15 protein-coding genes are annotated in these 20,961 nt (G+C 66.5%); 3 read left to right on the top strand and 12 right to left on the bottom strand.

Annotated features, from left to right (window positions below):
* Positions 1-12 precede the first annotated feature (12 nt).
* Complete coding sequence (locus OKW35_RS15740; protein WP_429355009.1) at positions 13-315, bottom strand: hypothetical protein; 303 nt, start codon at positions 313-315, stop codon at positions 13-15.
* A gap of 285 nt (positions 316-600) precedes the next feature.
* On the opposite strand from OKW35_RS15740, the gene OKW35_RS15735 reads away from it, so the two are divergent.
* A complete protein-coding gene (locus OKW35_RS15735) occupies positions 601-1,389 on the top strand; it encodes a class I SAM-dependent methyltransferase (RefSeq protein ID WP_429552509.1) in 789 nt (262 codons plus the stop codon).
* A 34-nt stretch (positions 1,390-1,423) separates the two neighbouring features.
* Here OKW35_RS15735 and OKW35_RS15730 read toward each other — a convergent pair whose 3' ends face one another.
* Genes OKW35_RS15730 through OKW35_RS15680 form a run of 11 tightly spaced genes read right to left on the bottom strand, consistent with a single transcriptional unit; the run spans position 1,424 to position 17,652 of the window.
* Positions 1,424-2,983, bottom strand: a complete 1,560-nt coding sequence (locus OKW35_RS15730; RefSeq protein ID WP_429552508.1) for an efflux transporter outer membrane subunit — start codon at positions 2,981-2,983, stop codon at positions 1,424-1,426.
* Positions 2,984-2,985: 2 nt separating this feature from the next.
* The gene (locus OKW35_RS15725; protein ID WP_429552507.1) at positions 2,986-6,237 is read right to left on the bottom strand and encodes an efflux RND transporter permease subunit; all 3,252 of its coding nucleotides are present in this window, start codon (positions 6,235-6,237) and stop codon (positions 2,986-2,988) included.
* Positions 6,234-7,337, bottom strand: a complete 1,104-nt coding sequence (locus OKW35_RS15720; protein ID WP_429552794.1) for an efflux RND transporter periplasmic adaptor subunit — start codon at positions 7,335-7,337, stop codon at positions 6,234-6,236. Before OKW35_RS15720 ends, OKW35_RS15725 begins: the two co-directional genes overlap by 4 nt.
* Positions 7,338-7,339: 2 nt before the next feature.
* Complete coding sequence (locus tag OKW35_RS15715; protein WP_429402391.1) at positions 7,340-9,010, bottom strand: fatty acyl-AMP ligase; 1,671 nt, start codon at positions 9,008-9,010, stop codon at positions 7,340-7,342.
* 32 nt (positions 9,011-9,042) lie between these two features.
* Positions 9,043-10,032 carry a fatty acid desaturase gene (locus tag OKW35_RS15710; RefSeq protein WP_429552506.1) on the bottom strand — a complete coding sequence of 330 codons (990 nt, stop codon included), beginning with the start codon at positions 10,030-10,032 and terminating at the stop codon, positions 9,043-9,045.
* Positions 10,033-10,083: 51 nt separating this feature from the next.
* On the bottom strand, positions 10,084-12,828 hold the full coding sequence (locus OKW35_RS15705) for a phosphoenolpyruvate synthase (RefSeq protein ID WP_429552505.1): 2,745 nt from the start codon (positions 12,826-12,828) through the stop codon (positions 10,084-10,086).
* Positions 12,829-12,843: 15 nt separating this feature from the next.
* A complete protein-coding gene (locus tag OKW35_RS15700; RefSeq protein ID WP_429552504.1) occupies positions 12,844-14,505 on the bottom strand; it encodes a nucleotidyltransferase domain-containing protein in 1,662 nt (553 codons plus the stop codon).
* 18 nt (positions 14,506-14,523) lie between these two features.
* The gene (locus tag OKW35_RS15695) at positions 14,524-15,606 is read right to left on the bottom strand and encodes an SDR family oxidoreductase (protein ID WP_187615755.1); all 1,083 of its coding nucleotides are present in this window, start codon (positions 15,604-15,606) and stop codon (positions 14,524-14,526) included.
* Positions 15,607-15,632: 26 nt separating this feature from the next.
* Positions 15,633-16,538, bottom strand: coding sequence for a hypothetical protein (locus tag OKW35_RS15690; RefSeq protein WP_429552503.1), 906 nt, complete (start codon positions 16,536-16,538; stop codon positions 15,633-15,635).
* On the bottom strand, positions 16,535-16,864 hold the full coding sequence (locus tag OKW35_RS15685) for an acyl carrier protein (protein WP_429552502.1): 330 nt from the start codon (positions 16,862-16,864) through the stop codon (positions 16,535-16,537). The genes OKW35_RS15690 and OKW35_RS15685 overlap by 4 nt, the downstream gene beginning before the upstream one ends.
* A gap of 17 nt (positions 16,865-16,881) precedes the next feature.
* Positions 16,882-17,652, bottom strand: a complete 771-nt coding sequence (locus OKW35_RS15680; RefSeq protein WP_429552501.1) for a Coq4 family protein — start codon at positions 17,650-17,652, stop codon at positions 16,882-16,884.
* A gap of 591 nt (positions 17,653-18,243) precedes the next feature.
* Between OKW35_RS15680 and OKW35_RS15675 the strand changes: the two genes are divergently transcribed.
* A complete protein-coding gene (locus tag OKW35_RS15675; protein ID WP_429552500.1) occupies positions 18,244-19,353 on the top strand; it encodes a hypothetical protein in 1,110 nt (369 codons plus the stop codon).
* Between the two features lie 49 nt (positions 19,354-19,402).
* Positions 19,403-20,935: a B12-binding domain-containing radical SAM protein gene (locus OKW35_RS15670; protein ID WP_429552499.1), complete on the top strand. Its 1,533-nt coding sequence runs from the start codon at positions 19,403-19,405 to the stop codon at positions 20,933-20,935.
* Positions 20,936-20,961 lie beyond the last annotated feature (26 nt).

Genomic DNA, 20,961 nt, shown 5'->3' with positions numbered 1-20,961 from the left:
CGTAGCCGATCCTCAGCGTGGCGCGGAATCGTCGTCGGGCGGGTCCTTGTGGACGACCTCCATGTCGATGGTGCGGTCGTCGCCATACGCGACCGTCTGCCGGCGCAACGCGCGCATCTTCCACCACAGATACCCGACGACGATCGTGCCGACCGCGAACAGCACGGCGAACAGCACGATCGACAGCATCGCGGCCACCACGAACAAGATCGCGCTCAGGGCGACGGCCAGCAACCGGCCGAACCAGCCGGGGCCGCCGATCCGGATCCCTTTCTCATATGTCACCCGCCGCGGCGGCGGTCTGTCGTTTTGCATCGCTCGTCTCCCGGCCGCCGTCCGGCGGATGATGCGGGTAAATCCTCATGCGTGGTCATTATGCAGGATGCGAACCGCTAACGTCGCCGGCGCGGCTCAGCGTATAGTCGACTGACGTCGTTAAGAAGCCCACGCGTTGGCTCGTTTAAGTTCGGTAGTAAGTTGCCGCTCGCCAAGGCTGACAGGCCCTAGCGTGCAGGCCTTCTCTGTCTACCCGGTTGCACCCCTGCCAGGGCACGTTATGAAATCCGCCGGTTTTCAGTTACCTCGGTTGCCCGCGTGATCATGCGACGCCTGCATCTGCTCGAAATCGAAGACCAGCCGTGGTGCCCACGGGCGATCCGTGACGGCGGGACGGACTGGCTGCATTTCCTGGCGAATACCCTCAAGGGCTTCAACGTCATCGCGGGCAAGCTGCGCGAAGCGATGCGGCGGGTCGGCAACGACCGGATCGTCGATCTGTGCTCGGGCGGCGGCGGCCCGTGGCAGACGCTTGCACCGTTGCTCGCGCAGTCCGGACGCGTGACGGTGCAGCTGACCGACTTCTATCCCAATCGCGCCGCGTACGAGCGCGTATCCGCCGGAGCAGCCGGCCGCGTCACCTATGTGAGCGAACCGGTGGACGCGATGGACGTGCCATCGGGATTCGACGGTGTGCGCACGATGTTCAACGCTTTCCACCATTTTCGGCCGGACGATGCGCGGGCGATCCTCGCCGACGCGGTGACGAAGCGTCGCGCGATCGTCATCGTCGAGGGTGCCGACCACCGGCTGCTCGGCGTCGTGTTCATCCTGGCGATGCCGCTGATGATGCTCGCGCTGACTCCGCTGATCCGACCGTTTCGCTGGTCGCGACTAGCGCTCACCTATGTGCTGCCGGCTATCCCGCTGCTGTGTCTGTTCGACGGCATCGTGTCGATGCTGCGCATCTACAACCCCGACGAATTGCGTGAGATGGTGGCGCGTATCCCGGACCAGCAGAGCTTCGAATGGGACATCGGCACACTGCCGGTGCAGGGCTCGCCGATCGGTCTGACTTACCTTGTGGGCGTTCCGCGCCGACGCGCCGGCTGAACGCAAGCGGGCGCCGTCGGCAGCGGCGGCCCGATCACTTGCCGGCCAGATGGTCAGGTGTCTGGCTGCTGCCCGCCGGCAGCTCGCCCATCGCCTGAAACAGCGTCGCCGTATCGGCCAGGCGCCGGCCGATCAGGCGGATTTCTTCGAGCCTCGCTGCTTCGTACTGCTGCTCGCCGCCGCGGGCGGATGCAGCGGGCAGCGCGCCGAGCCGGTGACGTGACGTGGCATCGTCGAACGCCTCGCGTGCCTCACGGGCAGCGCCGCTCGCGGCGTCGAGCGCCTGCGCGTCGTGTTCGAGCGACGCAAGCGTGTCCGCGACGTTTTCGAACGCCGCCAGCACAGTCTGCTTGTACTCGAACACGGCGGCCTCGTAGGTGTCGATTGCCGCGCGCCGCTGTGCGACGAGCGCGCCGCCATGAAAAAGCGCCTGCGACATCGTCGCGGCGATGCTCCAGATCGCGCCTGCGCCCGACAGCGCGAGCGGCCAGTTGAAGCCGCCTTGTCCCATCGAAGCGTTCAGCGTCAGGCTCGGAAACAGCTGTGCCGTCGCGACGCCGACGTCGTCTGCGGCGGCCTTCAGCGCCGACTCGGCGGCCGCGATATCGGGCCGCGCGCGCAACAGGTCCGATGGCAGCACGACGGGCAGGTCCTGCGGCAAGTGCAGGCTCGCCAGCTCGGGCTCGGGCGGCGCCGCGTCGGGCGTGCGGCCGAGCAGCACCGCAAGCGCATGTCTCGTCACCGTCAGCCGTTGCCGCAGATCGGCCACGCTGACCTCGAGCGCGGCGATGCTTTGCCGCGCAGTCGACACGTCGCCGCGCGTCAGCGATCCGAGTTCGTAATGCCGTTCGGTATCGTGAGCCTGATCGCCCGCAAGCGCGATCAATCGCTCGGTCGCGTCGATCTCGGCGCGCAACATCGCCGCCGCGATCGTCGCCGTGACGATGTTGGTGGCCAGTGCGCGGCGCGCGGCTTCGCGTTGATACGCGTCGATCTCGACACGCGCTGATCGGGCCGCGTTGGCTTTACGCACCGCGCCGAACAGGTCGAACGTATATTGCGCCTGGACTACGCCGATGAACTCGTTGTAAAGCAGCGTGTTCGGGCCGCCGGGGACCGGAATGCCGAGATCGCGCCCGCGCGAGGCCTGCCCCACCAGATCGACCGACGGCAGCAGCGAGGCGCCGATCTGCGCCCGCAGTTGTTCGTGCGCGGCGGCAAGGTGCCTGTCGGCGGCAGCGAGGGTCGGGCTGTTGCGCAAACCTTCTTCGACGAGGTCATTCAACGCTGTCGATTCGAACAGCCGCCACCATTGCGGCACAGGCTGCGCGCCGGTGGTGAAGTGCTGCGCGACACCGAGCGCGGCGACCGTTTGCGCGGGCTGAGGCTCGACGCCGTAATGGGCGGGAGAGGGCATCGCGGGCGGCTCGCCGTTCGGACCGAACGAGCATGCGCCAAGCGCGATCGTCGCGGCCGCGCCGAACGCCGCGCGCCAACCATGGATCGCCGCTGCCCGCGCTCGACCCGGCGCGCCAGCCGAATGCGGCGCGCTCGCGAGCGCCGGCCCGTCGACGGGGTTGCAGTCTGTGCCCACGATCAGCTCCACGTATATTCGATTGTCGGGGTCGCGGTTCGCACACCGCGTTCGAAGTGCCGCACCTTGAACGCGGTCGCGTACAGCGCGGGAACGAAGAACAGCGTCAACACCGTGGCGCCCGTGATGCCGCCCATCAGTGCGGTCGCCATCGGTCCGAAGAAGGCCGATTGCAGCAGCGGGATCAGCGCGAGCACGGCTGCCGCGGCGGTCAGCATGATCGGGCGGAAGCGCCGGACCGTGGCACCGACGATCGCATCGAAGCGCCCCTGGCCCGCGGCGATATTGCGTTCGATCTGATCGACCAGAATCACCGAGTTGCGCATGATGATGCCGGACATCGCAATGACGCCGAGCATCGCCACGAAGCCGAACGGCTTGCCGAACAGCAGCAGTGCGGCGACCACGCCGATGAGCCCCAGCGGCGCGGTGAGCACGACCATCAGCACGCGCGCGAAGCTGCGCAGTTGAATCATCAGCAGCGTCAGCACCACGACGAGCATCAGCGGAAGCTGCGCGATCACCGACGCCTGCGCCTTGCCGCTGATCTCGCCCGCGCCGCCGGTCTCGATCCGGTAGCCGATCGGCAGCGATGCGCGTAGCGGCGCGAGCGTCCGATCGATCGCCTGGGTCACGTCGATATCCAACGCGTTGCCGCGCACGTCGGCCTGGACCGTAATCGTCGGTTTTCGGTCGCGGTCCCAGATCACCCCGTATTCGAGCTCGTTGTTGAGGTGGGCGAGCGCGCCGAGCGGCACCGGGCCGTTCGGCGTCGGCATCGCGAGGTTCACGATCTCGTCGGGGTCGACCCGCTCGCGCTGGGGCGCACGCAGATCGACACTGATCAAGCGGTCGCGGACCCGGTACTGCGTGAACGTATAGCCCGACAGCGTCATTGCGAGGAAGCTCGCCACGTCTTCCGACGTGACGCCGAGCTCGCGCGCCTTCTGCTGGTCGATCTCGAAGCGCACCGAGCGTTCGCCGGGTTCGTCCCAGTCGAAATGGACGCCCGTTGTGCGGGCATCGGCTTTCATCGTCGCCGCGACCTTTTCCGCGATCTCCCGCACGGTGGCGAGGTCGCTTCCGCTGACACGAAACTGCACCGGATAGCCGACCGAGGGGCCCGTCTGGAGCGGCGAAACGCGCGCGCGCACGGCGGGAAAGCTGTTTGGCAGCGTGCTCGCGAGCCAGCGTTCGAGCTTTGCGCGGTCGTCGACGGACTTCGCGGTGATCACGAGCTGCGCGAAGTTGGGCTGGGGCAACTGCACGTCGAGCGGCAGGTAGAAGCGCGGTGCGCCCGCGCCGACGAAGTCGACCAGATGATCGATCTCGGGCCGGCCGGCCAGCGTCTTTTCGAGGCGCGCGGCTTCGCGCAGCGTCGCTTCGAACGACGCGCCTTCGGGCAGCCGCATGTCGACGAGCAGTTCGGGCCGTTCGGAGCTCGGGAAGAACTGTTGCGGCACGAACGCGAAGCCGGCCAACGCGGCAACGAACAAGGCGGCCGTGACGCCGAGCACGACGAGGCGCCGCTTCACGCACCACGCGATGCAGTCGCGCAGGCGGTCATGAAAGCGGCTGGCGCGCGGCGCCGCCACCGGGGTCCGGCGCGTCTGCGCGTCGTCGCGCCGGCGGAGCTTGCGAAGCGCGCGCCGAGGCGTCTCGCGTGCGGCGTCCTTGCGTTCGGGTAGCAGGTGATAGCCGAGCAACGGAATCAGCATGACCGCCGCGAACCACGAAGCGATCAGCGCAATCGCGGACACCTGAAAGATCGAGCGCGTGTATTCGCCGGTGGCCGATTTCGCCAGCGCGATCGGCAGGAATCCCGCCACCGTGACGAGGGTTCCCGTCAGCATCGGAAATGCGGTACTGCTGTAGGCGAACGCCGCGGCCCTCGCGCGGCCCCAGCCCTGCTCGAGCTTCACGGCCATCATCTCGACCGCGATGATCGCATCGTCGACGAGCAGGCCCAGCGCGAGGACCAGCGTGCCGAGCGAGATCTTGTGCAGGCCGATGTCGAAGCCGTTCATGCATAGCGCGGTCACCGCGAGCACGACCGGGATCGAGATCGCCACCACCACGCCGGCGCGCCAGCCCAGTGAGATGAGGCTCACGGCCAGCACGATGACGATCGCTTCGGCGGCGGCCCGCAGAAAACCGTTGACCGAATGCGAGACCGCGTGCGGCATGCTCGACACCTCGACGAGTTCGAGCCCCGCGGGCAGACGCGCACGCAATTCCGCTGTCTGCGCATCGAGCCGCTTGCCGAGCTGAATCACATCGCCGCCAGCCTGCATCGTGATGCCGATGGCGAGCACCGCGCGGCCGCCGGTGCGAACCTGCGAGACCGGCGGATCGTCGTAGCCGCGCCTGATCGTGGCAATGTCACCGAGACGAACCAGGCGGTGATTGATGTCGATCAGCGTGTCGGCCATCGCCTTCAGGTCGGTGAACTGGCCGCTTGGACGCACGTACACGCGGTCGAACGCGGTGGTCAGCGTGCCGCTCGGCGTGACCGCGTTTTGCGCGTTGATCCCCCGCGCGAGCTGTTGCGGCGTGATACTGAGCCGCGTCAATTGCGCGTTGGGAATCTCGATCGTGATGTGCTCGTCGGGGTCGCCGAAATAATCGACTTTCGCGACCCCGGGCACGCGCAGCAGCACGCCGCGCAGTTCGTCGGCATAGTCGTGCAATTGCGCCGGCGAGAACCCGTCGCCGGCGAGCGTATAGATGTTCGTGTAGACGTCGCCGAACTCGTCGTCGAAGTACGGCCCCCGCACGCCGGGCGGAAGCGTATCCGCGATGTCGGCCATTTTCTTGCGTACCTGGTACCACGTCTCGCGCACTTCGTTCACCGGCGCGGAGTCTTTCATCGTGAAGACGATCAGCGATTCGCCGGGACGCGAGTAACTGCGCAGATAGTCGAGATGAGGCGTTTCCTGCAGCTTGCGGCCGATCCGGTCGGTCACCTGCTCCTCGACCTGGCGTGCGGTCGCGCCGGGCCAGAAGGTCCGGATCACCATTGCGCGGAACGTGAACGGCGGGTCCTCGGATTGTCCAAGCCGGGCATAGGCGAGCCCGCCGAACAGCGTCGCGAGCACGACGGCGAAGATGACCAGCGCCTGGTTACGGATCGCCCACGCGGACAGATTGAAGCGGCCGGTATCGTCCGCTGCCGGCCGCCGCGGTCCGCCCGCTCCACCGGGTCCGCCGGGTCCACCCGCTCCGTCGGGCCCCTGGCCGAACGGCGCTCTCATGATGCGAAGTCCTCGGGATGCAACGGCGCTACCGCGCGCACGGTTTCGCCGGCGCTGACGGTATGCACCCCTTGCAGCACGACGCGCTCGCCGTCGTTGAGGCCTCGCGCGACCGAGATCGTGCGGTCGTCGTAGCGGCCAACCTGGACCCGGCGCAGTTCCAGCGCCTGGTCGCCCGGCCGAACGACCCAGACGGCCGGCGCGTTGCCGTCGTGAAAGAGCGCGCTCGCGGGCAGCGTGATCGGGTCGTCCGCTTGCGCCTCGCCGGCCGCGGCGAACGTGACGGTGGCCGTCATGCCGAGGCGGACCTCGGGGCCTGGCGCATCGAGCGTCAGTTTCGCGCGATAGGTGCGGCTGCCGGGGTCCGCGGCCGGCGACAGCTCCCGCACGTGTGCCGTGAAGCGTCTGCCCGTGGCGGCCGGCAGCGAGACGCTGGCCGCGCTGCCGATCGCCAGCGCGTTCAGCAGACTCTCGGGCACGTCGCAGAGAATATCGAGCTCGCCGGACCAGGCGAGATGGTAGACCGCTTGTCCCGCCGCGACGTTCTGCCCGGTATCGGCGTCTTCGGCGGTGATGACGCCGGCATGGTCCGCCGTGAGGACCGTGTACTGCGTCTGATTCTTCAGCAGCGCGAACTGTTGTAGCGCCTGATCGCGCTGCGCGGCGGCCGCCACATACGCATCCTGGGTCTGCTCGAGCTGCGCTGTCGAGATCAGCTGTTCCTGCGCCTGCGCACGGTCGCGATCGAGTTGCTGCTCGGCGAAAGTGAGCCGATGCTGCGCCGCCATCAATTGGGCCTGCGCGCCCGCGAGGCTGCGTTGCGCGTCGTCGGCATCGAGCCGCGCGATCGCCTGGCCGGCCGTGACCGTATCGCCGAGCCGCACCTTCCGCTCGATCAGCTTGCCCGCGATGCGAAACGACAGCGGCGTCGCATAGCGCGCGTTGACTTCGCCCGGCAGCGTCGCGAGCACGGGCTTGCTGTCCCGATGCACGACCACGGCGACGACCGGGCGCGGCAGCGTCACCTCGGCTTCTTTCGCGTGACAGGCGGCGAGCGTGAGCGCGCCCGACAGCGTCAGCATGATCTCGCGCCAGCGCATGCTCACGAGTGTTCCTCCAACTCGCCGGCTTCGAACTGTGCCTTGGTCCGGCGGCGCTGTACCTTGCCGCTCGAGGTCCGCGGCAAGCTGCCCGCCTGCACGATCGCAACGTGACCGACCTGCAGGCCCGCGCATTCGGCGACCTTCTGCGCGATCGCACGCCGCAGCGCCGTGGCCTCCGCCGGCTTGCCCTCGGCACAGACGACCAGTGTCTCGTCGCCGTCGCGCATCACGCTGAACGCGATGACACCGCGGCTTTGCACGCTCGGCAACTCGGCCACCGCCCATTCGATGTCCTGCGGATAGAGGTTCGAGCCGTGAATGACGATCAGGTCCTTGCTGCGGCCGCAGATATACAGCTGGTCGCCGGCGAGGTAGCCGAGATCGCCGGTCTGCAGCCAGCCGTCGCGGTACGCGTCGGCGCTCGCGTCGGCCTGGCCGTAATAGCCCACGGTGATGCTGGGCCCGCGCGTGACGATTTCGCCGACACAGCGTTCGGGCAACGCGCGCCCGGATTCGTCGACGATCCGCAACTCGTGGCCGGGAAAGCAATGGCCGCAGCCGACCAGTTCGATCGTCCGTAAGCCGTTGTCACGCGCAGCCGGTATCGCTCGACCAAGCCCCAGCGCGGCCGCATAGACGACGTCGGTGACGAGCGGCTGGCCGTGGTCGTGAAACGTGATCGCGAGTGTTGCTTCGGCCATCCCGTAGCACGGCAGCAGCGCTTCGGCACGAAAACCGGCCGGCTCGAAGCGCGCGCAGAACTGGCGCAGCGCTTGCGCGTTGATCGGCTCGGCACCGCAGCCGGCGACGCGCAGCCGCCGCAGATCGAGGCCTTCGAGGTCCTGGTCGCGGCTACGGCGAGCGGCGAGCGCGTACGCGAAGTTCGGGGCGAAGCTGATGGTGCCGCGGTATTTCGTGATCGCCTCCATCCAGAGGCCGGGCCGGCGCACGAACGCTTCGGTTGCCAGCAGCACGCACGGCAAGTCGCAGATCAGCGCGCCGAGCACGCTGATGAGCCCCATGTCGTGGTGCAGCGGCAGCCAGCTGACATAGACGTCCTGCTCGCGCAGATCGATGCCGCGGGGTCCGAGGAACGCCGTCGCATTCGCGACCAGATTGCGATGCGTGACCATCACGCCTTTCGGCAGCGACGTGCTGCCCGACGTGTATTGCAGGAAGCACAGGTCATCGGGATGCAGCGTGGGCAAATCGCACGCGGGAGGCTCGCCGTCGAGCAGCGCTTCAATGGTCACGATACGTTCGAGACCGGTGTCGACGGCGAGCACGTCCTCGATGGTCTCTCTTGTCGAGTTCGACGTGAGCAGCATCCGGGCGCCTGCCGAGCGCACGATGTGACTGACGGTTTCGGCGTAACGTGTGCGGGTCCTGAAGTTCAGGCTTCCGCGCGGAAATATCGGTACCGGGACGAGACCGGCGAACGAGGCGCCGAGGAAGCTCAGGATGAAAGCTTCCGGGTCGAGGACCACGAGCGCGACGCGCTCGCCCTTGTTCAGCCCCAGTGCCACGAGCTTTTTCGCGTGGTTGCGCGCCTCGCGTTCGAGCGCCTCGTAAGGATAGTAGTGCTCGTCACCGTGCGTGGAGACGAAGCGAAGGCCTCGAGCGTCGCCGCGCGGCAGCGCTGCAACGGCATCGACTAGCGTCTGGTTCATGGTGACGGGGTCCCCTGTCAGGTAATCGAGATTCAGTGATCGAGCGAAGCAGCGGGCGTCCAGTCGCGCATCGGCTGCAGACGGCGACGCAGCAGCGCGATCACCTCGTCGTCGCTGCGCACCGGCGCGCCCGGCAAGCGCACGAAATGCGTGGCGAGCTTGCGGTGCTGGCGCGTGACGAGCAGCAGCCAGATCTGCGCGATGTCGATGCGATCGAACACGACCGCGTCCTCGCGACCGTACTTCTCGAGATTCGCCGCGAATTCCTTCGTGAGCTCGCTGAAGTGCGTGCCTTTGCGGACGTGGTGGTAGATGTGATAACCGGCGTTGAAGACGCGCGCATTGAAACGCGAGTCGATCGTATTGGTGCTGCTCGTGTACGGGTTGTCAGGCTGATCGGGGTCGATGAACGCGTGCTGGACCCAGTTGCCGATCATCATCATCAGCCGCACGAACACGAACGGAAACACGAACACGACGAGCGTCGCCCGCAGGTTCCAGTACGCGGCGGCGGCAACCGCCGCGTAGAACGCGACCTCACCCACGAGCAGTTGCCTGATCAGCTTCGTATTGCGCGAGCGCCACAGATAGACGGACAGATCGAGCGGCACCAGCGCGGCGAAGCGCAGGTAGTAGTGCAGAAAGCCGATGACGCTATCGCGCTGAAACCGCATCGTGGAGCTCAGGTCGCGTGGCAGGTTGTCGTCGATGTGATGCATGCCCATGTGATGGACATAGAACGTGCCCGGCGTCTGACCGAAGAACGGACACAGCACCCAGTCGAGCAGGATCTCGAGCGCCCGGTACTGCTTCCTGAAGAGCCGCCGATGCAGCGTGCAGTGGTAGCTCATCGTGAAACGGTCGCCGAACGCGTTCCAGACGAGCACGTATGCAACGTCTGGCCACCAGGGAAAGCGGCCGAGCCCAAACAGCACGGCTGCGGCGGGAATGAATATCAGCGCGCACTGGAGGTAGAGCCGCAGATGCGGCAGGTCGCGACGATCGTTGAGCAGGCGGTACATGGTGGCTTCCTTCAGGGGCGGTTTCAGTGGTCAACGGGCGGTCAATTCATGTCAGGTCGGCTCGGGCAGCTCGATCACGCCGCTATGGCCATCGACCTTGAGCTGCATGCCCGACTGCACGCGCGTGGTGAGGCCCGGAATCTGGACGACGGTCGGGATGCCGATTTCGCGGGCGACGATCGCGGCGTGGGTCAACGGACTGCCACGCTCGATCAGCAGTCCGGTCGCCGACGCGAATACGGGCACCCAGCCGGGGTCGGTCCGATAGGTGACGAGGATGCCGCCGTCGAACTCGTTCGCTTCGCGCACGACCTTCGCCCGTCCTTCGGCGAAGCCCGGCGAGCAGGGCGTGCCGCGCAGCGTCGCGCCGGCCGCGTGGGCAGGCGCCGCGCGCAACGCGGCGAGGTTCGCCGGGTTGCTGAGCCAGGCCGCTACCGGGCCATGCGTGACGAAGCGTGGCGGCAGGTCAGCCATGTCGCGATAGCTGGCATCGTCGCGCTTGCGCTGCTCGATGAGCGGGCGCAGTTCGCGGTGGGAGACGGTGCCTTCGAAGCACCCGCGAATTTCCTCGAGGCGCAGATGGAAGATGTCGCGGCCCGTCGCCAGCACGCCGTCGGCGGCGAGACCCTCGCCGATTGCGCGGAACATCCGGCGCGCGACCCCGAACGCGCGCGAACGGCAAAAGCGCACGGTCTCGCGCGCCCGGATCGCGGCGCGCACGCGGCCGCGCGCGCGTGCAAAAATCCAGCGCTGCAGCGGATTGAGCCGCTCACGCAACAACGCGTCGATGTGCGCTTCGGTGGCGCTGCGATCGATCGACGCGCCACCATGCGCGAGCGTGGCCTTCAACATATCGAACAGCACGCCCGGGTCTTCGCGCAGGTCGGGCTCTTCGAGCTTCAGTTCGTTGTTGCTGCGGTACGCGAAGTCGGCGAGGTAGCGCTCGATGTCGGCGACGATCTCGGGCGCGCCGCATCCGCGCAGCGCCGCATACGCAACAGCAGACGGCGTGTTGCGGATCAGCGCTTCGACCTGAGGCTTCGCCCGCACGGCTTGCGCAATTGCGCTCAGCCTGCGGACCGGCTCGATCGACTCGATGTCGTCCATGCCGCCGATCACCGCCACTTCGAGCCAGTCGGGCGCACCGGGCATCCACCGCTTGATCAGCCGCCGGACGACGCCGTAACTTAGACCGATCGCCGATTCGAGCACGATCATCATGCCCCAGCGTGCTAGCAGCGCCTGCTCGAAGCGGCAGTAGTGCGCATAGACCGCGTCGGCGGGAAGCGAGCGATAGTCGAGCGCGTTGAACTCGTCGTAGACCGGATAGAAAAACGCGCGGAAGCGCTCGACGTTGCGCTCGAGACGCGCGAAGTGCCACGCGAACTTCGTGCCGCTCAAGGCCCGGATGTAGGCGAGTCCGGCGCGCGAGCCGGTCTTGTACGGCGCGATCAGCGCGGCGAAGCTCGCCAGATCGAGCGGCTCGTCGACGCCCATCTGGACTTCCATCATCTTGCGCCCGAGGTTTTGGAACGGCGCGAGCCCGGAAAGCTTGTACCAGTGCAGCAGGTTGTAGTACACGCGCCCGTTCAGGAACGCGAGCGTCGAGCCGAGGAAGCCATCCATCTCGCGCCGCTGCTTGTGCGGAATCGCGAGCAGCCGGCAGAACTCGCCGAACACCTGCGCATAGACGTGCTGCGCGAAGGTGAAGGTCAGTTGCGTCGTCACGCCGGGATAGTTCTCGACGATGTTGGAGTTGTCCCACAGCTGAAATTCGCCGGTCCGCGACGGGGCCGGTGCGATCGGCGTGGTCACGGGGCGCGCCTGCAGAATCCACAGCTGGTGCTCCGCGATACACCATTCGATATCGAGCGGCTCGCCGAGCTCGCTTTCGAGCGTGCGGGCCGCCGCCACGACGCGCTCGATCTCGTCGTTAGAGAGGGCCGCTGCGTCGCGCAGCGCGGCCGGCACCTCGCGGATGTGGCGTCCGTCATGACGCTCGCGTTTTTCACCGATCACCACCTGCCTGGGCTGTCCGGTGTGGCGGTCCACGGTGATCGTGTCGGCGTCGACCGCGCCCGACACGAGTCCCTCGCCGAGCCCGTAGACGGCGCTCAGCACGAGCTCGTCGCGGTTGCCGTTGGCCGGGTTGATCGTGAACACGACGCCGCTCGTGTCCGCCTGAACGAGGCGCTGCAGGATCACGGCCATACCGGCGCCGGCGATATCGAGTCCGTGCTGATGCCGGTAGCGCAGCGAGCGCTCGGAATACGCGGAAGCCCAGCACCGGCGTACGTGTTCGAGCGTCGAGTCGAGCCCGCGGACGTCGAGGAACGTGTCGAACTGGCCTGCGAACGAGAAGCTGGCGCTGTCTTCTTCGATGCCGGACGAGCGCACCGCGAGCGGTCCGTCTCCAATGATGTCGTGCGCGCGTACGATGTCGGTGCGCAACGCGGCGCTGATGTCGCACGTCAGCATGGCCTCGCGGATCGCGCTCGCGATCGCGGCGGCGTTCGCAGGCGTGAAGTCGCGCAATAGCGCGGCGATGGTCTGATCGAGGCCGCCGTCGCGGCGGAACTCCGCGAAGCAGTCGGTGCCGAGAATCGCCCAGTGCGGCACCGCCACGCCGAGGTTCGCAAGCCGATGGAGCGATCGTCCCTTGTTGCCGGCGAGCCGCTCGATGGTTTCGGCCGGACTCGTCGCGGTCAGGATCACGCGTGGCGATGTTGTCGGGGCGGCGCAGCTTTCGGCCGATTCGAATTCGCCGCGTGCGCGCGTAATGGTGTCGAAAGTCATTGAGGTCCCCGTTGCTCAGGTGCTCGACGAAGCGAGCAGGTCTCTTGCTTCCTCGGCTGTACCGCGCCCGCCGTGAGCGGTCTGCGGGAAGCGCGCGTGCAGATGCGCGCCGAGGTTGATCCAGTCGTAGGCGGCGTGGATCGTTCCGCGCCAGCCCGACGCCGTATCGAAGCTCGCCGGAAACTGCGGGTCGCCGCCGAGGTCGCGCAGACGCTGCGCGAGTTCATCGGCGAGCGCGACGTAGCGCTGTGCATCGCGAGCCGATCCGATCGAGCACTGTTCGAGTTCGCGGATGCCGTCGATCAGCGCCGCATCGAGAGGTAGCAGCCGGATCGCGTCGAGCGTCGCTTCTTCCATCGTCGACTGCGGCGTCACGCCATGCGCGCCGAGCGTGACCATGCAGGCGGTCTGCATCATCCGTTGCAGCGCGTACTCGAGCACCTTCCATTGGCCGCGCTGGAGTGCGCCCTGGGCATCCTCGCGCGCGTTCTCGAGACCGATGTTGGCCCAGATCATCTCGAGACCCGCTTCGGCGAAGCGCCCGGCGGGCATCGGCAGCAACTGGGCACCGCTCGCGCGGCCGCCCGCGAGGCGCGCGCCGTCGATCGAAATCAACGGCGCGCGCGACACCGGCATCGACGTCGCCTGCTGACGTGCGTGGATTTCTCCGCTGCCCTTCCAGCGCAGGCTGACGAGACCCAGCCGGCTGAAGTCCGCGATCAGCGCGCGCTGCCGGCTCGCCGCTTGCGCGTCGCCACGGCTGGCGATGGCCGTGCATGGCGTGTCGAAGGTGATCGCTCGCCAGGCCTCGGCCGCTTCGTCGTCGAGCGCGAAGACGTCGCTACCTCGCAGCACGTGGACCCGTTCGCCGATCTGCCAGGTCGTCGTGTCCTTGCCGGGGCCGATCAGCACGTTGTCGGCCATGAGGCTCACACCGTTGACGCCGAACTCGCGGATCAGCGCGACCCCCGCCGCGAGGAACCCGCTTTCGGCGCCATGCTCGCGCGGCGCGTGCAGCAGGCTCCACAGACGGCCGACGCGGCCGGCGTCGACGGTCGCGCGTTCGAGTTGCAGCGACAGCCATTTCGGGCTCATGTAGCACTCGCCGAGGCGCGCCACGTGACTCTTCGCCGCATGAAACGCGGCGGTCCTGATCCAGGCGCGTGCGTAGTCGGGCTCGCCGAGCGCGAACATCGCCACCGCATAACGGCCGGTCTGACGCGCGAAATCCTCGAACCACAGCGCCACCGCCTCGCATAGCGCCTCGCGGCCAAGCTCCGCTTGCAGCGTCTCGATCAACGCCGGGTTGTCGATCGGCAGCGCGCCGATAAAGCGCTGGCACCGTTCGAGCAGATTCCACGACAGACGCGCGACCGCGCGCCGGCCTTTGCCGAGCGCTGCGCGAACCTGCGCGAGTTCGCGGCGCAGCCGCGCCGGACTCAGCAACCTGACCTCGACGCGGTGGCCGTCGATGAACAGGATGTACGGCATCGTGGCTGGCTCTAGTCCGCTATCGACGATCGCGACGAAGTCGACGTCGGAGCGCTCGTTGCCAAAGCCTTCGGCGATCGAACCTTCGAGAAATACGGCGCTCGGTGCCCGCTGTTCGAACTGGGCGCCGAGCGCGGCCCGCGCTTTTTGCCAGAGCTCGGCGAGCATCGGATCAGTCATCAACATGGTTAGGCTCCCTGAGCGTCAAGCCGTGCGCGGCACGAAGTAGCCCGCCGCGATCCCGTAACGAAAGATCCTGCGCAGCAGCGTTTTGCCCGTCGCGCGAGGCAGGGCCGGCAGGATCGCGGCGGTCGCGTCGCGTGCAAAGCGCACCTGGCGCGTCAGGTACGACTCGTACAGTTTCACGACCTCGTCGTAGTAACGCCGCTCGAGCGGTTTCATCGCGGCGGCGTCGAAGACATGCCGCGGCACATAGCGAGGCACGTGAAACGAGGGAAACTCCGCGCAGACGTCATTGATTTCGCGCAGCGTCGTCGGCGTGCCCGAGGTCAGATGCAGCGTGCGTCCGCGCACGAGCGGAAACTTCGCCAGCGCTTCGACGACGCAGTCCGCGACCCAGTCGATCGGCACGATGTTCAGCGTCGCGCCGTAGTCGCCCGGCATCGTGCGCACGAGTCCCGCGGCCGTCAGGCGCACGACGGTGTACAGCGTGTCGAACTTGCGGATCACGCCGCTCGCCGAGTCGCCGACGATGATCGACGGGCGCAGCACCGCCGCCGGCAGACCGCTGCGCATCGCCGCTCGCACCGACTGTTCCGCGCGGTACTTGCTCTGCTCATACGGGTTGCCCAGACGCTGACCGAGTTCGAGGTCGTCCTCGCTGAACACGCCGGGGCGCTCGCCGCAGACATAGGCGGTGCTCACGTAGAGCAGCGGAATCGGCGCGTCGCCGCTACCTTGCGCGAACTCGACGATGCGCTCGGTGCCGCGAAAGTTGATCGCGTCGTAGACCTCGGGCTTGCGCCCGAAGCTGGTTAGCGCGGCACAGTGGACGATCGCGCCCGTTGCCGCGCGCAGTGCCTCGTAGGTGTGCGGATCGAGCCCGAGCCTGGGCTCGGCGACGTCGCCCCGCACACATGCGAAGGTTCCGGCAGCGGGTGTGTGGCCGCCGTACGGTGTTGCCGCGAGCGGTGTGCCGTCGTTGCGGACAACCGGTCCATCGGAGCGCAAGAATGCGACGACCGGGTACCCCATTGCCGTCAGCCGGGCGATCACTTCGGCGCCCAACAGACCTCGCGCACCGGTGACGAGAACGTGCTTATCCATCGTGGGTGACCATCCAGGGTTGCGTGTCATTTGAGGAGAAGCCCTGCCAGCAGTCCGAGCTCGACGGCGACGATGAAGCGGGTGCCAGCCCAGCGTGGCCGGCCCGGTCTGCTCGCGGGGCCCGGCCAGCTCGCGTTCAGCCACACGAGCCATACGAGCGGCAACGTCGCGGCGTAGATCGCGTACGTTTGCGACAGGCTTGCCAGGCGCGAGAGCGACACGTTGATGCCGAGCGCCAGAATCAGCAGGGCATTCAGCGCGACCCGAATGGCGCGCGCCGACAGGAGATAGGGCTGCAGTGCGGTGGTGCCGACCTTGCGCGAGAACTTCCAGAATTCGTAGCCGGTCCACATCGAACCCGCTACGCACACCACGACGTAGAAGCTCAGTTCGCGCCCAGCAACGTCGCGCCACAAGAAAAAGCCGTATATGAAGATGGCGAAGGGCGCGCCCTCGAAAACGGGTAGGCACAGCAGCGCGTTGGTCGGGAGCAGCCGCTTGAAGACGAACGGCGCAGCGAAGGCCAGTGCGGTGGCGGCAGCGGCGGCCGTTCGCGCGTGCCCCATGCCGGCGTTCAGCGCAACGAGCAGGATCGCGCTTGCCGCGAGGCTGGCGATGAGGCGTGCGCGTCGCGCCGACAGCGCGTGCCCGGTGGGGTAGTCGCGTTCGAGGTCGTCGAGGTCGTCGATCAGGCGAAGCTGGACGAACAGCAAAAAAAACGACGCAAGACCGGCCAGCAAGCGCCAGCCCGGTTCAATGGCGACGCCGGCTATCCGTCCGTATAGCAGCAGCGAGCAGACGAACGCGCCGGCGATCGGCACCGCGTCGGCCGCCAGAGGCAAGCGGCCGAGCGTGTGACCGAACGCGACTGCCGCGGCGGCAAGCCGGCCACGTCTCGCATGCGGGGTGACCAGCGAAAGGCGCGGGCTCATGTGCGCAACCCCTCATTGGCGTCTATACGGACCGCCGCGTGCCGGATGCACAGGTCCACTAGCGAGCCGACCGTGAAATACGTTTCGGCGCGTTCTTCGTTCAACGCTTCCAGAGGCAGACGCTCGATGCCAAACGCCTGCTCGATTGCGACCACGGCTTCGACGAGCGACAGCGAGTCGAGGCCAAGATCGGCGATCAGCGAACTGTCGAGGCGAATCTCCGTGTTGAAGTCACGCTGATGCTCGCGGCAGACGCGCAGTAACTGCGTGCGTACGACTCCGAATACGGTGTTGCGCGTCGACGCATTTTTCGATGTGCTGGCCATGCTGGATCCCTTTCCGTTCACGCGTTGCTCGACGCGGCGTAGCGCCACGGCAGTGTCTGGCCGCCGGCCAGGATGCCCTGTGGATGCGCGAGCGCGACAGGCTCGATCGCCAGCTCCAGGCGGACGGCTTCGAGTGGCCGCTGCAACGCTTCTTCCCAGCGGTAGGAAAGGGGAATGCGCGCGCGCTTGCCACGCAGCCACGCGCGGCGCAGAAAACGATGGACCCAGAAGTTCGGCCACCACGGCGCAGTCAACGCGGTGCCGAGCAGCCCGACGATGCGCGCGCGCATCGGTTCGAGCCCGCAGTCGAACGCGAGAAGCGAGGTCTCGCCGGCCCAGTCCTGGCCATAGCCCGTCAACACGTGCAGCAGGTCATGAATGCAGCCGGTGCGCTCGATGAACCACTGACGGTCCGGGCCGGGGAGGATTTCTTCGAGGCCCGCGGCCAGCCGGCTCGCCTGCAGCAGACCATCGGCGCTGTAGCCGCTGTGCTCCATCATCGCCATGTAAGCGCAGCCGAACGAGCCCGGCGGCAAGCGCAGCAGCGTGTCGGAATCCGCGAGCGTGCCGAGCAGTGACGGCTGCTCGGCAAGCAGCGCGCCGGCGCCGGGCTCGCCGAGAAAACGCTGGTACATCGCCTCCATCTGGCCGCCGTCGAGCGCGATCATCACTTCGTAGGCATGCTGAATATCGTCTACGTTCGCCCTCAACGCCTTGATCGCCCGCAAGGCGCGCGGCCAATCGATGTGGCGTCGCGCCAGCGCGTCGTCCTTCAAGGTTGCTGTCATCTGCGGCTCCCGGCAAAGATCAAGAGGGCGAGTCACGAGTGGCAATCGACCGGTGCCTCGCGATTCGGGTTCGGCTACGGCAAGAAGGAATCGAGGCAGGCCGGCCACCAACTGTGGATGCTTTTTGCAGGGTTCATGCCAGTCGTGCGTCGGCAGCACGAAGGTCCTCCTCATTCCCTGCAAGAACGGACCGAGGTGCCCAGATCTCAAAAGGCCGCGCGGGTTTCGCGCCGATTGAAGCGGAGTCTGCGATTTGCCGACGCCCGTTCGGGGCGAGCCCGTCGCAGCCTGCTGGTTGTCGGTGCCGGGCCAACAGGTGAAGCGCATCTGTTGGTTGAGATCGACTGCGGGACGTTCGATACCGGCCCGGTACGCATGCCGACGTCCAAACATCTAAACGTGCGCATGTATCGCGCTGCCCTTTGAAATCTGGCTGCCCGCTTGCGTCATTGCTTCTGACGAGGACTCACGTCGCGCTGCAAGAGCGTGCCTGGCACGAACCGTGCGCCAGGAGCGCGAACAGTGAGTGGTGCGTATTGATGGTCGCGAAACGTATCGCTTGGGAATACTCACGAGGATGGAGGTAGAGCAATGAATCAGGCATGGAAGGCGAAAGCGGGGCAGTTCCTGCCGGGTGCGAATCTGACTGTGCTGCCGCACTGGGAGCGCGACGCGGTACCGAGCTACGATCGTGCCGAGGTCTCGGTGCCAGGGCGCCTTCACTTCGCGGTATTCGACTTTATGCAAATGGCGCCCGGCTTCGGCGGCGGCGGACTCGGCGTATCGACGAGCACGGTCGGACACCGGATCACCGTCACGAAGACGACCAACGGCGAGGGCGGCTGCGACGTGCCGAGCGGGCGGCACATGCTCGAGTTGTTCAAGCGAGCCGTCGGCTACGAACGTGACGACATCCGCGTCGATCGGGTGCGCAGCATCCAGCACCAGCACAGCGGCTTCGGCTCGAATGTCTCGTTCAATACCGCGACGCTCGCCGGCTTGAACGCGTTGTTCGGCTCTCCGTTTTCGCCGCACGACATGTGGGAAATGATCACCCGCAACTACGTCGAGACCGCGAAGGATGACGAGCACGTGTATTTCGGACTGGAGACCGGCGTTGGCGAAGCGTGCCTGTTCTTCGGCGGTCTGGTCTGGGTCGACGAGAAGCACGGCAACGGCCGTTTTCTCGGCAACCTGAGTTCGGAAAACCTGTGGGTGACCACCGCCGTTGGCAACTACGACACGCTATCGACCGAAGCGCTGCGCGCCCATGGCGAAGGCGCGGACATGTCCGGTACCACCGAGGCAGGCTTCGTGCCGACGCATTTTGTCGAGTGGCAGAAGCGCTACGGCATCGCGTGGCGCAACTTCATCGAGCAGAAGTTGCGGCCAGCACTGCATCGCAACGACCTGTTCGCGTTTCTGAAGCACGGCTGGGAACTCAACAGCATGAGCAACATGAAGGTGCTCGAAGGCATTTTCCGGACCGACGTGATGCGTGAGTTCGACGAGACGATGCAACGCGAGGGCGCGGTGTACGCGGGGATGAGCAGCGCGGGTCCGGGCTTCTATGCATTCTCCGACTGCGAGGACAAGGCGAAGCACCTCGCGGCGGTGATGATGCATCGGTTCGGTGAATTCATGAGTGAGATGACGGTGGCCCGCGCGGGCCAGAAGCTGTCCATCGACGTCGCCGTCTAGGCGCATTCCTGCGAGCCCTCGCGAACCTTTCCACCGAGACCGATCGAACATGGCCAAGCGCGTCACCTTCGTCAACACGAACCAGATCAAACCGGCGATTGCGCCGATTGCGTTCGACTACCTGTCGGCGCCGATGGAGCGAGCCGGGTTCGAGCTCGATTTGCTCGACCTGTGCTTCTCCGACGATTGCGAGGCGGCCATTGCCGCGCACTGCCGCACCGCCGCGCCGGATTACTGGGGGGTGACGCTGCGAAATACCGACGACGTCTATTTTTCCAGCGGCTACAGCTTTCTCGACAGAATCAGGGACATCGTCGCGTTGCTTCGGCGCGCGCGCGCGGTTCCGGTCGTGATGGGCGGCGCGGGCTACTCGGTGATGCCGGAAAAGCTGCTTGCTTACCTCGACGCCGACTTCGGCATCGTCCGGGAAGGCGAATTCAGCTTTCCCGAGCTGCTGACCTGCCTCGAAGAAGGCAGGAGTTTCACGCACATACCCGGCGTGGTCTACCGCGATACGGCCGGGGTGCGCGCTACGCCGCTCGCCCCGAACGCATGCGGACCGCTGGCCAGCATCGGGCCTCACAAACGCGAGCTGGTCGACAACCCCCACTACTTCGCCAAAGGCGGCCAGATCGGCATCGAAACGAAGCGAGGTTGCAATCGCTCCTGCATCTATTGCGTCGAGCCGCTGATCAAAGGCCGCACGGTGCGCATGCGCGAACCCGATGATGTCGTCGCCGAGATGGCATCGCTCGAAGAACGCGGGGTCAACGTCTTTCACATCAACGACTCGGAATTCAATCTGAGCGTCGCGCATCCTCTTGCGCTGTGCGCGGCCATCATCCGGCACGGGCTCGCCGGCAAAATCCAGTGGTATGCGTACGGTATGCCGCGGCCGTTTCCCGATGAACTCGCGGCTGCGATGAAAGCAGCCGGTTGCGTCGGCATGAACTTCGGCGTCGACACCGCCAGCGAAACGATGCTGAAGATACTGCGCCGCACCTTTAGCGCCCACGACATAGAGCATGCGGTCAATACGGCGAAGCGCCACGGCCTCGAGCACATCATCGAGCTGCTGTTCGGCGCCCCCGGCGAGACGCAGGAAACCGCGCGCGAGACGATCGAGTTCATCAAGCGGGTCGATCCGGAGCGCGTTTCGGTGACGGTCGGGCTGAGGATTTTCCCCGGCACCGAACTCGAGCAGATGATTCGCCGCGAAGGGCTGCACGTCGGAAATCCGAATCTTCACGGCCATATCGAAGGCAACGACGATCTGCTGCATCCGGTGTTCTATCTGCCGACCGCATTGGGCCCGGACCCGCAGCAATTCATTGCCGATCTGATCGGCAATGATCGGCGGTTCTTCGGGACCAACGCGAGTCTGTTCAACTACAACGCGAACGACGCGCTGGTCGAAGCGATCGCGCAAGGCGAACGGGGCGCGTATTGGTCGATCCTGAACCGGATCGAGAAACGCTTCGAAGCGGCCCACGACGCTCGCGGATGTCACCGCACGTCCGCGGCCGGCGGCGATGCGGATTGGGCACCGATCGAGGTTGTGACGATCGAGCAAAGTGCCTGATGCGGTGTGCGATGCCCGAAGCGGCC

The organism is Paraburkholderia sp. MM5477-R1 (assembly GCF_050436385.1).
GTDB lineage: Bacteria > Pseudomonadota > Gammaproteobacteria > Burkholderiales > Burkholderiaceae > Paraburkholderia > Paraburkholderia tuberum.
The sequence above is the reverse complement of the archived record's forward strand: the minus strand, read 5'-3'. Positions and strand labels throughout refer to the sequence as shown.